Below are 16,407 nucleotides of genomic sequence, written 5' to 3'. Positions count from 1 at the left end.
ATTGTTTAGATTGGGGGCATCATTTTGTCAGACGATAAACGAAATAAAACAACAGTTGATATATACGGACAGCCATATACAATCGTCGGCACAGAAAGCGCAAGTCATATGCGCCTGGTCGCTTCGATGGTTGACGAAAAAATGAGAGAAATCAGGATGAAAAATCCATACTTGGATACAAGCAAGCTAGCGGTGCTAACGGCCGTGAATACCATCCATGAATATATTAAATTAAAAGATGAACTAGACCAGCTTCAACTGGAATTAAAGAGAGAGAAGGACTGAGTACATGCTTGATTTAGCAATTCTGGCCATTCTTTTAATCGGTTTATTAATCGGTTTAAAGCGTGGCTTCATTTTACAAACGGTTCATATGACAGGGTTCATTGTAGCCTTCATCGTCGCCTATGTATTTTACGGAGATCTTGCTCCCAATTTGAAATTGTGGATTCCGTTCCCAACGATGGGTGATTCCTCGACCCTTAATATGTTTTTCGATACAGTCGGGCTTGATACGGCGTATTACAATGCAATTGCCTTTGCAATCATTTTCTTTGCTGCCAAGATTCTTTGGCAAATGATAGGATCCATGCTCAATTTCATTACCCATCTACCGATATTAAAGCAGCTTAACCGCTGGGGCGGAGGGATATTGGGTTTTCTCGAAGTCTATCTTATCATGTTTATTATATTATATATAGCTGCCATGCTGCCAATGGATTCCATCCAGAAACCGTTAACTGGCTCATTTCTGGCAGAATCGATCGTGAAACATACGCCGTTCCTTTCCGAGCAAGTGAAGGAACTTTGGTTTCATGATGTAAAACAATCTTAATGTCAGTATAAGAGGGCCTGCCTCCCGTGTTCAAAGTCCTGGATTCCTATACTTTGAACACGGGGGAGGCCCCTTTTTATGCAGCAGCATGCATCTTCCTTCTATTTGATTCGAAAGTTAAGAATCTGACTGCTTGTACTTTACCTCCAAGAAAGGTATCTTTAAGAAAGTGAACATGGGACACCCTACTAATTTTTTCGGTGGTGAATTAAATGACAATTAATAAAAAAGATATCATTAAATTATTAGAAAAGATTGCAATATATATGGAACTAAAAGGAGAGAACCCGTTCAAGGTTTCAGCTTTCCGAAAGGCAGCGGGCGCCTTGGAAACGGATGACCGGAGCCTGTCGGAGATCGAAGATTTCACCGCTTTGAATGGAATCGGGAAAGGAACGGCATCCGTCATCGAAGAGTATATAAATGAGGGGAAATCGACTGTGCTTGAAGAGCTTCAGGAGCAGGTGCCAAAAGGATTGATTCCGCTTCTGCAGCTACAAGGTTTGGGCGGGAAGAAAATTGCCAAGCTTCATAAAGAACTGCATGTCAATGATGTGAATGATCTTAAAATCGCCTGTGAAGAAGGCAGGGTCGCGGCACTTGCCGGTTTCGGCAAAAAAACGGAAGAGAAGATCTTGTCTGCAATTGCCGAGGCGGGTTCAAGGCCGGATCGGCTGCCTCTTGCCTTCATGAGGCCGATTGCGGCTGATATTGAAACGGCACTTGCTAACATGGAATACATCATCCGTTCTTCCAGGGCGGGCAGTATCCGGCGTATGAGGGAAACGATCAAGGACCTCGATTTCATCATCTCGACAGATCATCCCGAAGAGGTTAAGAATCAACTGCTTGCATTAAAAGGGATAAAACAGGTGATTGCGGCCGGTGATACAAAAGTATCGGTCGTGCTTGATTATGAATATGATATTTCTGTTGATTTCCGAATCGTTAAGGATAAGGAATTCATCACGACACTCCATCATTTTACAGGTTCGAAGGATCACAATGTGCGGATGCGCCAGCTTGCTAAAGATCGCGGAGAGAAAATCAGCGAATATGGGGTGGAAGTGACTGAAACCGGTGATGTATTGACGTTTGAAACGGAAGAACAATTTTATAATCATTTTGACCTTCCATTCATTCCGCCAGAAATACGTGAAGACGGAACGGAAGTGGAGCATTATGATGCTAATGAACCTCTCATATCTTTAGAGGCCATTAAAGGTGATCTGCATATGCATACCACATGGAGTGATGGGGCTCATACGATAGAAGAAATGATTGAAGCATGCCGTGCAAAAGGGTATCGATATATGGCCATCACCGATCATTCGCAATATCTGAAAGTGGCGAACGGCTTGACCGCGGAGCGTTTACGTGAACAAAAACGGATCATCCATGAACTTAATGAAAAATACACTGATTTTACCGTTCTTTCTGGGATAGAGATGGATATACTTCCTGATGGGACACTTGATTATGACGATGAGCTGCTTGCAGAGATGGACTTGGTGATCGCGTCGATTCACTCAAGCTTTTCACAGCCTCGGCAAACGATCATGGAGCGCTTAAAAACGGCTCTGAATAATCCGAATGTAGATATCATCGCCCATCCAACGGGAAGGATCATCGGCAGACGCGCCGGTTATGATGTGGATATAGAGATGCTGATCGAACTGGCCCGTGAAACGAATACTGCCTTGGAATTGAATGCGAATCCGAACCGATTGGATTTGGCACCTCCGCATCTGCGCAAGGCGCAGGAAGCAGGCGTTCCGATCGTGATCAATACGGATGCCCACAGCATCGACATGCTTGAACATATGCCTGTTGGGGTCTCGTCAGCCAAAAAGGGCTGGATTAAAGAATCCACGGTTCTTAATGCAAGGGATACGGATGGATTATTGGCGTTTTTAAAGAGAAATGATTAACTATTTGCCCATAAATAAGGAGGAGCTTTAACTCCATGCATAATAAAGCTTTAAAGACATTGGAATTTCATAAAATAAAAGAACAATTAATTTCACACGCATCCTCATCCATAGGAAAAGAGAAGGCAGAGCAATTGATGCCCTCCACGGATTTTGAAGAAGTGTCGAGATGGCAGGAAGAAACAGATGAGGCAGCCAAAATCGTAAGGTTGAAAGGTAACTTGCCATTGGGCGGAATTTTCGATATCCGTCCACATGCGAAAAGGGCACAGATTGGCGGAATGCTCTCGCCGATGGAACTTATGGAACTTGCGAGTACGATTCGTGCCGGCAGGATCCTCAGCCGTTTCTTCGAAGAACTCGCAGAGCAGGAAATTGATGTTCCGCTTTTAGCCGATTATATCGATTCCCTGCATCCATTGATTGATTTGCAGCAGGAAATTACGTTTGCAGTAAGCGAACATGGCGAAGTGATGGATTCTGCCAGCGACAAGCTTCGTACCCTAAGAAACCAAATTCGGACGAACGAAAGTCGTGTTAGGGAAAAACTGGAAAGTATGATCCGTTCTTCCAATGCATCAACAATGTTATCCGATGCCATCATCACCATCCGGAATGACCGATTCGTCATCCCGGTGAAACAGGAATACCGCAGTGTATATGGCGGGATCATTCATGATCAATCATCATCAGGGCAGACGTTGTTCATTGAACCGCAAGCAATCGTTCAGCTAAATAATGTCCTGCAGGAAACCCGAGTGAAGGAAACTCAGGAAATAGAACGGATATTGGTCGAACTATCGGAAAAAGTCGGTGCGTTCACCCCTGAATTGCTTCATAATGTCAAAGTGCTTGCACAAATCGATTTCCTTGTCGCCAAGGCAAAGTATGCAAAAGCGATAAAAGGATCCAAGCCGATTCTGAATAATGAGGGTCGCGTAAAATTATTCAAAGCGAAACACCCGCTCATTCCGAGTGATGTTGTCGTGGCCAATGATATTTTTCTTGGTGATGAATTTACGACAATCGTCATCACCGGTCCGAATACAGGTGGTAAGACGGTTACCCTGAAAACGATTGGCCTTTGTACGTTAATGGCCCAGTCCGGTCTGCAAATCCCTGCGCTGGATGGTTCCGAAACGGCTGTGTTTTCCTCTGTTTATGCAGATATTGGCGATGAACAGTCGATTGAACAAAGCTTAAGTACATTCTCTTCGCATATGGTCAATATTGTCGATATCCTTAAGCATGTCGATTATGACAGTCTTGTTTTATTCGATGAGCTTGGAGCGGGAACTGATCCACAGGAAGGTGCAGCTTTGGCCATTTCCATTTTGGATGAAGTGTATAAGCGCGGAGCACGTGTGATTGCAACGACACATTACCCGGAATTAAAAGCGTATGGATATGATCGGGAAGGCGTCATAAATGCAAGCGTGGAATTTAATGTGGAAACCTTGAGTCCCACCTATAAACTTTTGATCGGTGTACCAGGGCGGAGTAATGCGTTTGAAATTTCCAAGCGCCTTGGTTTGGAAGAAAACGTGATAAGCAACGCCCGCAGTCATATTGGTGAGGATACGAATAAAGTTGAAAATATGATAGCGTCCCTTGAAGACAGCCGCAAGAAGGCCGAAGAAGAGGAGATGGAAGCCAAGAATCACCTCAAGCAGGCGGAAATTCTTCATAAAGACCTTCAAAAGCAAATTGATGAGTACCATGAAGAACGGGATGCGATGGTTGAAAAGGCAGCAAAAGAGGCAGCGGCAATCGTTGAAAATGCACAAAAGGAAGCGGAAGCGATTATTGCCGACTTACGTAAACTGCGTCTTGAAAAGCATGCCGATGTTAAAGAGCATGAACTGATCGATGCCAAAAAGCGGCTTGAAGAAGCAGCGCCTAAAGTGAAAAAAACATCAAATAAAGCTGCGAGGCCGCTTGATAAAAGCTTGAAACCTGGAGATGAAGTAAAGGTCGTAAGCTTTGGTCAAAAAGGTCACTTGATTGAGAAGGTCTCAAATAATGAATGGCAGGTTCAGATCGGCATCATGAAAATGAAGGTGAAGGAGTCTGACCTAGAATTCATCAAGAGCACAAAAGTAAAAGAAACAAAGCCGCTTACCACAATCAAAGGCCGCGATTATCACGTTAGCGTCGAACTTGACCTTCGTGGAGAACGCTTTGAAAATGCAATATCAAGAGTGGAAAAGTATGTTGATGATGCTCTTTTGGCCGGTTATTCGAGTGTCTCCATCATTCATGGTAAAGGAACGGGGGCTCTTCGGTCCGGGGTCCAGGAATACTTGAAAAATCACCGCTCTGTCAAAAGGATTCGCTTCGGCGAAGCTGGTGAAGGCGGAACAGGTGTTACGGTGGTGGAATTTAAATAAAGGAAAGCGGTCACTCCGGCAATTCAGCCAAGCCGGGTGGCTAGTTACCATTCGGGAGTTGGACCATGGAGAACATGTGGGAAAATGAATATGTATATATAGCTGCTCGTTACAGTGTCGTTATTCTGTGCATGATTGTTTTTTTAGCCATTTTTGAACTTGTCACAAAGTACAAGAACTGGGAGGAAATCAAACAGGGAAACCTTTCTGTCGCGTTGGCAACAGGTGGTAAAATTTTTGGGATCGCCTATGTATTCCAACAGTCCATTCTCCATCAGAATTCGCTTCTTACCATGATTGGCTGGGGCGTATACGGTTTTGTCCTGCTGTTGATCGGTTATTTCATTTTTGAATTTATGACTCCTGGATTTAAAATAGATGAAGAGATACAAAAAGATAATCGGGCAGTTGGATTCCTATCGATGATCATATCAATCGCATTATCTTTTGTCATCGGCGCCGGAATTTCTTAATGCCCTTCATGAGAGGGAGTAAGCTGTGGAGAAACTTGCAAAAGCCTTAATAGTTTGTTGCGGAATCTTTTTTCTGTTTGGAATCATTTATATGACATTGTTTAATTGAAGCGGCCATTGTGCCGCTTCTTTTATTTGAACTCTATTAAAAGATATAATAATAATGGTCAATTAGACTTTTGGAGAGGAGGAGGAATATGGATCAGTCCAAATTGATACAGAAGATTGAAGAATTATCGCTGAATGCTTTGCCGGCCTTGCAAACGCAAATCTATGACGGATGGGTTATCCGGTTTGCGGATGGATATACGAAACGGGCGAATTCTATCACCCCCATCTATACATCGAATGAAAATGTGAAAAAGAAAATTATGAATTGTGAACAATTATGTTTTGCAAGGAATGATAAGGCCGTGTACAAAATGACTCCACAGGCAATGCCTATCAACTTGGATCGTGTACTGGAAGAGTCTGGGTATGCCCTTGAGGGAACAACAAGTGTCCAGGTATTGAATTTGGCAGAAACGGAATCACCGAATGAATCCAATGTCATAAAGCATGATCATTTACATGATGAATGGTTTCAAGAATTCTGCCTGCTAAGTAATCTTAATGATGATGATCAAACCATCCTGAAAAAGATGTTAAGGAATATCATCCCAAAAACATGCTTTATGTTGTTGACTGATGAGGGTGGATCCGTGACAGCAAGTGGACTGGGTGTTTTGGAAGACGAATACATAGGCCTGTACAATATCATTACCCATGAAAACTTTCGAAACCAAGGCAATGGTGCAATACTCATTAGTAATCTATTGCATTGGGGGAAAGAAAACGGAGCAAAAAATGCATATCTTCAGGTGATAGAAACGAACGAACCTGCTCTAAGCTTGTACGGAAAATTGGGGTTTGAAGAAAAATATAAGTATTGGTACAGAATTAAAACTAAGGAGTAGAACCTCTCCTTTCAGTAGACGAAAAGGAGGATCGGAATGCCCCCACCCCGATCCGTGAACAAATTAGAGAAGGACGATTTACCTTCATTTTTATTCCAAAAAGCTCCATCTGGTTTCGAAAATCCGCTCCCTTTCCGCCGACTGTCTGCCAAGCCTCCTCGACGCAAGCGTCTGTGGGGTCTCGGCTAGCCAGTTATTCGGCAGGAGTGTCGCAAATTTCTTCAATCTAAAGAGGGTATTCGTATAATCAAGTAAAAAACATAAAAGATGATCAAATTTTCTTCTGCATTCTGAAAGGGGTAGAAACACTCCTTTTTTTGTTTTTCATCCAATCACCCCTGTGGTAGGCATAGGACATATAAGCTGGCCTGCTTCTCATCATAAGGTCTTTAGACTCTGAAATTCGCCAATTGTAAGAAAATCCCGATTGTATTATAATGATAAAGAGTATTGAGAATATTCAGAAGGAGGGGGCAAATGAGCAATAAGCCTTGGCAAGCTATTTATCCTGAACAGATACCAGCTGTATTGTCGTACGAAGATAAACCTCTTTATTCTTTTTTGAAGGAATCGGCCGAAGAATTCCCTGATAAAGTATCGATTCATTTCCAGGGAAAAGAATTAACTTTCCGGGAAGTGCATGAATCTGCTTTAAAGTTTGCAGCCTATTTAAAAAGTATCGGTCTTCAAAAAGGTGAACGCGTTGCCGTCATGCTTCCTAACTGCCCACAGGGTGTCATAAGCTTTTTTGGGATATTGATAGCCGGCGGAGTCGTCGTTCAAACGAACCCAACCTATACTGAACGTGAATTAGAATATCAAATGAAAGATTCCGGAGCGAAAATAATCTTAGCGATGGATATTTTGTTTCCCCGTGTCTCAGCAGTCGCTTCAAGAACTGATATAGAACATATAATTGTAACCGCTATCAAGGAATATTTGCCTTTTCCGAAAAATCTTATCTATCCTTTTATTCAAAAAAAGCAATACGGCATTGTCATCAATGTGGAGCATGAAGGGAATCATCATTTATTTTCCGAAATCATGAAACGAAAGATCACTGAAGAAGTCGTCACTGTGCCGATCGATGTGGATAATGACCTTGCACTTTTGCAATATACAGGCGGGACAACAGGCTTTCCCAAAGGGGTCATGCTTACGCATAAGAACTTGCTGGCAAATACGAAAATGTGCAATGCATGGCTTTATAAAAATAAGCGCGGTGAGGAAAGGATCCTTGCGATTCTACCTTTCTTCCATGTGTACGGTATGACTACAGTCTTGGTTCTTTCCGTCATGGAAGGGAACACGATGATCATCATGCCAAAGTTCGATGTCGAAGCGACGCTTAAAACGATCCAAAAACAGAAACCGACCATGTTTCCAGGAGCGCCCACCATGTATATCGGTCTCTTGAACCATCCGGATATCGCTAAATATGATCTTTCTTCCATCAATGCCTGTATAAGCGGTTCTGCATCATTGCCCTTAGAGGTTCAAGAGCAGTTTGAGAAAATTACCGGCGGGAAGCTTGTTGAAGGCTATGGACTTTCAGAAACCTCACCGGTGACCCATGCTAATTTCATTTGGGATCAGCCGCGTGTAAAAGGGAGCGTTGGACTTCCGTGGCCAGACACTGACTCGGCGATTCTGTCGCTGGAATCCTATGAAGAGCTTCCTCCGAATGAAATAGGCGAAATTGCCATAAAAGGACCACAGGTAATGAAAGGTTATTGGAACCGTCCGGATGAAACGGAAAATACCTTTAAAAATGGCTGGCTGCTAACTGGCGATCTGGGTTATATGGATGAGCAGGGGTTCTTTTATGTGGTAGAGAGGAAAAAGGATACAATCATTGCGGGCGGTTTCAATATATATCCACGTGAGGTGGAAGAGGTGCTATACGAGCATGAGGCCATACAGGAAGTAGTTGTGGCTGGCATCCCTGACCCTTATCGAGGTGAGACCGTCAAGGCCTATGTCGTACTGAAAAAAAATGCCAGGGTCACTGAAGAGGAATTGAATGAATTTGCCAGAAAGAACCTGGCTTCCTATAAGGTGCCGCGAAGCTATGAATTCAGGGATGAACTTCCTAAAACGACGATAGGAAAGATCCTGAGAAGAGTCCTTATCGAGGAAGAAAAGAAAAAAATGTCCGAGGAAAGAAAAGAAGCTTAAACAAGCACCCCCCTTTTAACGGAGCAGTGGAAGAGGGCTCCGTTTTGCAAAACAGCTGGACAAGCTATGGATGGGGGCTGTACAATGAACAGAAGTGGAATGGCAGGACCTAGAAGTTTTTGCTTGACAGTAAAGGGCCGTCATTTTATGATAGAAATATGAATGATGGTTCATTCATTTTTCTGAAAGGGGACATCCAGTGAAAAGCAACAGACCAAAGTATAATCAAATTATTGATGCGGCCGTTATTGTCATTGCCCAAAACGGTTACTATCAAGCCCAAGTATCCAAAATCGCCAAGCAGGCAGGCGTAGCGGATGGCACCATATATCTTTATTTTAAAAATAAAGAAGATATCTTAATATCATTATTCCATGAAAAGATGGGCTATTTTGTGGAACAGATCGAAGAAGAACTAAAAGGAAAGACCACTGCTTCGGAAAAACTGCATGTGCTCATCCAAAAACATTTTCAAAACCTTTCAGAAGACGTGAATTTAGCAATTGTCACCCAGTTGGAATTAAGACAGTCGAATAAAGAATTGCGCCTTAGAATCAATGATGTGTTAAGAGGGTATTTAAATTTAATCGATCAGATCATTATAGAAGGAAAAGAGAACGGCGAATTCTTGCCTGATTTAAATAATTTACTTGCCAGGCAGATGATTTTTGGAACGATTGATGAAACTGTGACGACTTGGGTCATGAATGAGCAAAAGTATTCGCTTCCTGACCTTGCACCAGACGTTCACCGCCTGCTAATTGGCGGCTGTGGCCTGAAAAGTTAACGATTTTAATAGAGGATGGCTAGCCATCCTCGAAAGAATCGGTTAATTCTGCTTCTAGCTTTAACTGGAAGTGATACATATGGAATTTTCAAAAAAGTTTGACTAGCATGCCTGGAGGGATTGATATGGAATATCTTAAGCTTTCTGTCGAAAATCATGTCGCTTTTATAACGATTGATCATGCACCAGCAAATGCACTTTCTTCGGCTATCATCGGAGAGCTTTCGCAGGCCTTCAATCAACTTGAGAAAGACGAAGCCGTACGGGTTGTCCTTCTTCATGGAGAAGGAAGATTCTTCTCTGCAGGAGCAGACATTAAAGAGTTTACGGAAGTGAAAAACGGGAAAGCTTTCGAGAAGCTGACCAAGAATGGTCAATCTGTATTTGAGAAAATCGAATCCTTTCAAAAGCCAGTCATTGCAGCCATCCATGGAGCTGCGCTTGGCGGGGGATTGGAGCTGGCTATGGCCTGTCACATCCGTTTAGTCACCGAAAGGGCTAAACTTGGTTTGCCTGAACTGCAGTTGGGCTTAATCCCCGGGTTTGCCGGGACGCAACGTCTTCCTCGTTATGTAGGCATGGCAAAGGCGGCTGAAATGCTGTTTACAAGTGAACCGATTTCAGGTACCCAAGCTGTGCAATGCGGATTGGCGAATCATGCCTTCACGGATGAAGAACTGATTCCGAAAGCTAAGGAACTAGCCAATAAAATTGCCAAGAAAAGCCCGCTGGCATTAAAGTCGGCCATTGAGTTATTGAATTATTCCAAGCATGATTCCTACCATAAAGGTGTGGAAAGGGAAGCCGCCCTCTTTGGCCAGGCTTTCGATACTGCTGATGCACAGGAAGGAATCGCCGCTTTCATTGAAAAAAGGGAAGCTGTATTCAAAGGGAAATGATCATTCGGCATAAATAACTATTTTTATATATCATGCAGGATTTTGATGAAATCTGTAGAACATTACTATATATCAATAAAATTCATAATCTTCAAAACTCAAATCATTCGGGAGGTATTATCGTGAACATTTATGTACTGCTGAAAAGAACATTTGATACAGAAGAAAAAATCACACTATCCAACGGGAAAATTAATGAGGATGGAGCAGAATTCATCATTAATCCATACGATGAGTACGCAGTTGAAGAAGCAATCCAGGTACGTGATGCACAAGGCGGAGAAGTTACGGTTATTTCTGTCGGAACGGAAGAGGCTGAAAAGCAATTACGCACAGCGCTGGCAATGGGTGCTGACAAAGCCGTATTGATAAATATAGAAGACGACATAGAAAATGGCGACCAGTTCACGACTGCCAAAATTATAGGCGAATACTTAAAAGATAAAAATGCCGATCTAATCATTGCAGGAAATGTTGCAATCGATGGCGGTTCTGGGCAAGTGGGACCACGCGTTGCCGAAATTTTGGGAATTCCTTATATTACAACCATTACTAAACTGGACATAGAAAATGGAAATGTAAGCGTTATCCGTGATGTCGAAGGGGACTCCGAAACGATCGAAGCATCTCTTCCATTGTTGGTGACAGCTCAACAAGGGCTAAATGAGCCACGTTATCCTTCATTGCCAGGAATCATGAAAGCGAAGAAAAAACCGCTTGAAGAATTGGAATTGGATGACCTGGATTTGGAAGAAGAAGATGTTGAGGCAAAAACAAAAACGATTGAAATTTACCTTCCTGCTAAAAAAGAAGCTGGAAAAGTTTTGGACGGTGAAATCAGTGCTCAAGTTAGCGAGCTTGTTCAATTATTACGCAGTGAAGCAAAAGTGATTTAATCGATACGGTACTTTTCAAAACAACAACACACGACAAAAAGAAAAAAAGCACAGGAGGTTTTTATAAATGGCTAGAAAGTTTCTTGTATTGGGCGAAGTTCGTGATGGTTCACTAAGAAATGTATCATTTGAAGCTATCGGTGCGGCTAAGCTTGCTGCGGATGGCGGGGAAATCGTTGGTGTTTTAGTTGGTGACAATGTTCAAAATTTCGGTAATGAATTGATCCAGTATGGTGCAGACCGGGTTATTGCAGTCGAAAATGATCAATTGAAACAATATACTTCAGATGGATATGCGCAAAGCTTGCTTGCCGTCATCGAGCAGGAAAAGCCGGAAGGGATTTTCTTTGGACATACTGCGCTAGGAAAAGACCTTGCACCTAAATTGGCTGGAAAGCTTGAATCAGGATTGATCTCCGACGTTACATCCATTGAAGAAGAAGGCGGAAATATCGTTTTCACCCGTCCGATATATTCTGGTAAAGCATTTGAAAAGAAAATTGTTACAGATGGCGTGATTTTCGCGACAATCCGTCCGAACAATATCGAACCATTAGCGAAAGATGAGTCCCGCTCTGGTGATGTTTCTACATTAAGTGTGGATATTAAGGACTTACGGACAATCATTAAAGACGTTGTTAGAAAAGCCAGTGAAGGGGTCGACCTTTCAGAAGCGAAAGTAGTCATCGCGGGTGGCCGTGGCGTGAAAAGTGAAGATGGTTTTGAACCATTAAAGGAACTGGCTCAGGTTCTTGGCGGAGCGGTAGGAGCTTCCCGCGGAGCATGTGATGCGGACTATTGCGATTACTCATTGCAAATCGGGCAAACGGGTAAAGTCGTAACACCTGACCTTTATATCGCTTGCGGAATTTCCGGTGCGATCCAGCATTTAGCGGGAATGTCCAACTCCAAGGTTATCGTTGCCATCAATAAAGACCCGGAAGCTAACATATTCAATGTGGCTGATTATGGAATTGTCGGAGACCTTTTCGAAGTCGTTCCATTACTTACGGAAGAATTCAAAAAACTTAAAGTTAACGCGTAATAGAAATAATACAGATGAGGGGCAAGACATTCGGCATAAACCGATACATGTCTTGCCCCTTTATTTAGGCAGATAGGCAAGGATTTTGGCCTGCATATTTACTCTTTTTTTGGACATCCTACCACTGAAGCAAAATATTAGCATCGATTCGAGCAACAATGTTATACTGTTTTTAGTTATTTGAGTAAATTTGAGGAGGAATTATATATGGCTATTGTAAATGCAACTGACCAAACTTTCACAACAGATACTAGCGAAGGTGTCGTTCTTGTAGATTTTTGGGCTCCATGGTGTGGACCTTGTAAAATGATTGCTCCTGTTCTTCAAGAGCTTGATACTGAAATTGGCGATACAGCAAAAATCGTAAAAGTGGATGTAGATGAAAACCAAGAAACAGCTGGAAAATTCGGTGTGATGAGCATCCCGACATTAATCGTCCTTAAAGACGGTGAAGTGGTTGATAAGGTTGTTGGTTTCCAACCTAAAGAAGCACTTGCTGAACTTATTGCAAAACACGCGTAATAGTAAGTTAGCTAAAAGCTTCAAGTCTGCGGACTTGAAGCTTTTTTCGCTATCTTGATATATAATGATTGTAAAAATGGGAGAACAGGAGGCTGAATGCATGAATCAACAAATAAAGAATAAACTTGCCCTTCTTCCCGATCAACCTGGTTGTTATTTAATGAAAGATCGTCAGGGAACGATCATATATGTAGGCAAAGCGAAGGTGTTGAAAAATCGTGTCCGTTCTTATTTTACGGGATCTCATGATGGGAAAACATTTCGGCTCGTGAATGAGATTGAGGATTTCGAATACATCGTCACCTCTTCCAATATCGAGGCTCTTATTTTAGAGTTGAACTTAATCAAAAAACATGACCCAAAATATAATGTCATGCTAAAGGATGATAAGACGTATCCTTTCATCAAGCTGACTGCGGAACGCCACCCGCGTCTCATCATTACGCGAAAAGTCAAAAAAGACAAAGGGAAATATTTCGGTCCTTATCCGAATGCATTTGCAGCCAACGAAACGAAAAAATTGCTCGACCGCATCTATCCCTTAAGGAAATGCAATACTTTACCTGATCGCGTTTGTCTCTACTATCACCTAGGCCAGTGCCTGGCCCCATGTGTATATGATGTAGAGGAACGGGAATATAAAAAAATGGTCGATGATATCAACCGGTTCTTGAACGGCGGGCATACTGAAATAAAAAAAGAACTGACTGAAAAAATGCTAGAGGCATCGGAAGAGCTCGATTTCGAGAGGGCCAAGGAGTTCCGTGACAAGATTGCCCACATCGATATTACGATGGAGAAGCAGAAAATGATGACGACCGATTTCATCGACAGGGATGTATTTGGCTTTGCCTATGATAAAGGCTGGATGTGCGTTCAGGTATTTTTTGTCCGTCAGGGTAAATTGATAGAAAGGGATGTTTCACTTTTTCCGGTCTACGATGAACCCGAACAGGAACTTCTTACATTCCTCGGTCAGTTTTATGAGATTACGAACCACTTTAAACCAAAGGAAATCTTGCTGCCTGAATCAGTGGATGCCGAAATGGCCGAAGGGCTGCTTGGTGTCAAAACGATTCATCCGAAACGGGGAGCGAAAAAAGACATGCTTAAATTGGCGAATAAAAATGCCTCCATCGCCCTTCAGGAAAAATTCTCTTTGATTGAAAGAGATGAAGAAAGAACGATCAATGCGGTGGAAAACCTCGGGAAACAACTGGGTATCTACACCCCGCATCGAATTGAAGCTTTCGATAACTCCAATATCCAGGGAAGTGACCCCGTTTCCGCTTTAGTCGTGTTCATTGATGGGAAGCCGGAAAAAAGAGAGTACCGAAAATATAAAATCAAGACGGTCCAGGGACCTGATGATTATGAATCGATGCGTGAAGTAGTCAGAAGAAGATATTCACGAGTATTGAAAGAAGGGCTGCCGCTTCCGGATTTGATCATCATTGATGGCGGAAAGGGACATGTCGAAGCAGTGCGGGATATTCTCGAAAATGAATTGGGCCTTGATATTCCACTTTCAGGCCTCATTAAGGATGAAAAGCATAGGACCTCGCAATTGATGATCGGAAATCCGCTTGAACTCGTACCTCTTGATTCACGGAGCCAGGAATTTTACCTATTGCAAAGAATTCAGGATGAAGTGCACCGGTTCGCGATTACGTTTCATCGTCAGCTTCGCGGGAAAAATGCGGTTCACTCCCAGCTTGATGATATTCCAGGAGTCGGGGAGAAGCGAAGGAAGCAATTATTAAGGCATTTTGGATCATTGAAGAAAATCAAAGAGGCCACGGCCGAGGAAATCATGGAAGCTGGCATGCCAAAAGGGGTAGCCGAGGGAATCGTTAGAAAACTACAAGAATAATCTTGCTACCGATGAATCTCTATGCTATGATTAAAAGGAATTTTTAACTAGACAACTTAAAAGTGCTGATAGAGGTGCGGAATTCAAGAGTAAAAACCTGGAGAAGTATGAGCTTCCATGAAAGGTTTTGAAAGGGGACGACGCCGAAGGAAGACAAGACTCATACCTTGTTCTCCTGGTCCGACATTTAATAAATGGCGGATTGTCAGGGTTTATACCCTGGAGAGCTATCTCACTGTGTTTACAGTATTAGGGTATGTGACCACAGCAATGAGATATTTCTCATTGCTTTTTTTATTGCCTAAAAAGTAGAGAGGGTGCATGAGGATGGCATTAATCGTTCAAAAATTCGGCGGAACATCCGTCGGTAGCGTAGAAAAAATCAAAAAGGTTGCCAATCGGGTAATCGAGGAAGCGGAGAATGGAAATGAGGTTGTCGTCGTTGTTTCAGCTATGGGGAAAACAACGGACCAATTGGTTTCCATGGCCCGTGATATTTCCGGATCCCCTAGCAAGAGGGAAATGGATATGCTATTGACCACTGGGGAACAGGTAACGATTTCCCTGTTAACGATGGCATTGATTGAAGAAGGACATGAAGCCATTTCGTATACTGGCTGGCAGGCTGGCATGCAAACGGAATCCGTTCATGGGAATGCCCGGATTTTAAACATCGATGCCACGAGGATCCAAGCTCAGCTTCAGGAGAAGAAAATAGTGGTCGTAGCCGGTTTCCAGGGTAACGATGCAAATGGGGAAATCACTACCTTAGGGCGAGGCGGTTCCGATACGACGGCGGTTGCCATCGCTGCAGCGCTGAATGCGGATAGATGCGATATTTATACGGATGTAACGGGTGTTTTCACAACGGACCCACGCTACATAAAAGGCGCGCGAAAACTCCAATCCATTTCTTACGATGAAATGCTGGAACTTGCCAACCTGGGGGCGGGCGTCCTTCATCCAAGGGCTGTCGAATATGCAAAAAATTATCAAATTCCGCTTGAAGTCCGTTCAAGCATGGAGAGAGAATCAGGAACGATCATTGAGGAGGAAGCAACTATGGAAGAAAACTTAATTGTACGCGGCATTGCTTTTGAAGACAGCATTACGAGGGTCACTATATATGGTTTGCCCCAATCACTTGGTGCATTATCCACTATCTTCACGACACTTGCGAAAAACCGGATCAATGTGGACATCATCATTCAAAGCATGACTGCCGAGGATACGACCAATCTATCTTTTTCCACAAAAAGTGAAGATACGGAAGCGGCCTTGATTGTGCTGGAAAATAATAAAGAACACTTGGGATTCGACCGGGTCGAAACGGAGAGCGGGTTGGCCAAAGTGTCCATCGTCGGTTCTGGTATGGTATCCAATCCGGGAGTGGCTGCCGAGATGTTTGAAGTGATGGCCAATACAGGCATCCAAGTGAAAATGGTCAGCACATCGGAAATTAAAGTTTCGACTGTCATCAATGAAAAGGAAATGGTGAAGGCGGTTGAATCCCTTCATGAAGCATTTAAACTTGGTCAGCATGCAAATGTGCTAGCTTAAGTGTCATGAGTCCAATAAAAAACAGACTTCCGGTAAAAAGGGTAAGTCTGTTTTAAGGGCTC

Annotated in this window: 14 protein-coding genes and 1 riboswitch; all 14 genes read left to right on the top strand. The window is 43.0% G+C overall.

Annotated elements, in window-relative coordinates; all coding sequences use genetic code 11:
* Positions 1-24 precede the first annotated feature (24 nt).
* The 14 genes from zapA to ACIQYG_RS02015 all read left to right on the top strand — a co-directional run bounded on the left by zapA (position 25) and on the right by ACIQYG_RS02015 (position 16,345).
* Entirely contained in the window at positions 25-285 is a 261-nt protein-coding gene (zapA, locus tag ACIQYG_RS02080; RefSeq protein ID WP_048678967.1) for a cell division protein ZapA, read from the top strand.
* A 4-nt stretch (positions 286-289) separates the two neighbouring features.
* Entirely contained in the window at positions 290-835 is a 546-nt protein-coding gene (locus tag ACIQYG_RS02075; protein ID WP_048678970.1) for a CvpA family protein, read from the top strand.
* Positions 836-1,047: 212 nt separating this feature from the next.
* Positions 1,048-2,766: a DNA polymerase/3'-5' exonuclease PolX gene (gene polX / locus ACIQYG_RS02070; protein WP_402835265.1), complete on the top strand. Its 1,719-nt coding sequence runs from the start codon at positions 1,048-1,050 to the stop codon at positions 2,764-2,766.
* Positions 2,767-2,801: 35 nt separating this feature from the next.
* Positions 2,802-5,156 carry an endonuclease MutS2 gene (locus tag ACIQYG_RS02065; RefSeq protein WP_402835264.1) on the top strand — a complete coding sequence of 785 codons (2,355 nt, stop codon included), beginning with the start codon at positions 2,802-2,804 and terminating at the stop codon, positions 5,154-5,156.
* 65 nt (positions 5,157-5,221) lie between these two features.
* Positions 5,222-5,629, top strand: a complete 408-nt coding sequence (locus ACIQYG_RS02060; RefSeq protein ID WP_034309012.1) for a DUF350 domain-containing protein — start codon at positions 5,222-5,224, stop codon at positions 5,627-5,629.
* A gap of 197 nt (positions 5,630-5,826) precedes the next feature.
* On the top strand, positions 5,827-6,585 hold the full coding sequence (locus tag ACIQYG_RS02055) for a GNAT family N-acetyltransferase (RefSeq protein WP_402835263.1): 759 nt from the start codon (positions 5,827-5,829) through the stop codon (positions 6,583-6,585).
* A gap of 477 nt (positions 6,586-7,062) precedes the next feature.
* The gene (locus tag ACIQYG_RS02050) at positions 7,063-8,763 is read left to right on the top strand and encodes an AMP-binding protein (RefSeq protein WP_402835262.1); all 1,701 of its coding nucleotides are present in this window, start codon (positions 7,063-7,065) and stop codon (positions 8,761-8,763) included.
* Between the two features lie 199 nt (positions 8,764-8,962).
* Positions 8,963-9,550 carry a fatty acid metabolism transcriptional regulator FadR gene (locus ACIQYG_RS02045; protein ID WP_402835261.1) on the top strand — a complete coding sequence of 196 codons (588 nt, stop codon included), beginning with the start codon at positions 8,963-8,965 and terminating at the stop codon, positions 9,548-9,550.
* 125 nt (positions 9,551-9,675) lie between these two features.
* On the top strand, positions 9,676-10,449 hold the full coding sequence (locus ACIQYG_RS02040) for an enoyl-CoA hydratase (RefSeq protein WP_402835260.1): 774 nt from the start codon (positions 9,676-9,678) through the stop codon (positions 10,447-10,449).
* Positions 10,450-10,571: 122 nt separating this feature from the next.
* Positions 10,572-11,345, top strand: a complete 774-nt coding sequence (locus tag ACIQYG_RS02035) for an electron transfer flavoprotein subunit beta/FixA family protein (RefSeq protein WP_402835259.1) — start codon at positions 10,572-10,574, stop codon at positions 11,343-11,345.
* Positions 11,346-11,412: 67 nt separating this feature from the next.
* Positions 11,413-12,390, top strand: a complete 978-nt coding sequence (locus ACIQYG_RS02030; RefSeq protein WP_402835258.1) for an electron transfer flavoprotein subunit alpha/FixB family protein — start codon at positions 11,413-11,415, stop codon at positions 12,388-12,390.
* A 180-nt stretch (positions 12,391-12,570) separates the two neighbouring features.
* Positions 12,571-12,912, top strand: a complete 342-nt coding sequence (gene trxA / locus ACIQYG_RS02025) for a thioredoxin (RefSeq protein ID WP_483878355.1) — start codon at positions 12,571-12,573, stop codon at positions 12,910-12,912.
* 100 nt (positions 12,913-13,012) lie between these two features.
* Entirely contained in the window at positions 13,013-14,785 is a 1,773-nt protein-coding gene (uvrC, locus tag ACIQYG_RS02020; protein ID WP_402835257.1) for an excinuclease ABC subunit UvrC, read from the top strand.
* 61 nt (positions 14,786-14,846) lie between these two features.
* Positions 14,847-15,023, top strand: a riboswitch (Lysine riboswitch).
* An 89-nt stretch (positions 15,024-15,112) separates the two neighbouring features.
* Positions 15,113-16,345 carry an aspartate kinase gene (locus tag ACIQYG_RS02015; protein ID WP_402835256.1) on the top strand — a complete coding sequence of 411 codons (1,233 nt, stop codon included), beginning with the start codon at positions 15,113-15,115 and terminating at the stop codon, positions 16,343-16,345.
* The last annotated feature ends 62 nt before the right edge of the window (positions 16,346-16,407 follow it).

This window comes from Peribacillus sp. NPDC096622, assembly GCF_044762665.1.
In the GTDB taxonomy this organism is placed as follows: Bacteria; Bacillota; Bacilli; order Bacillales; family DSM-1321; genus Peribacillus; species Peribacillus frigoritolerans_B.
This window is presented reverse-complemented; position numbering and strand designations above follow the sequence as displayed.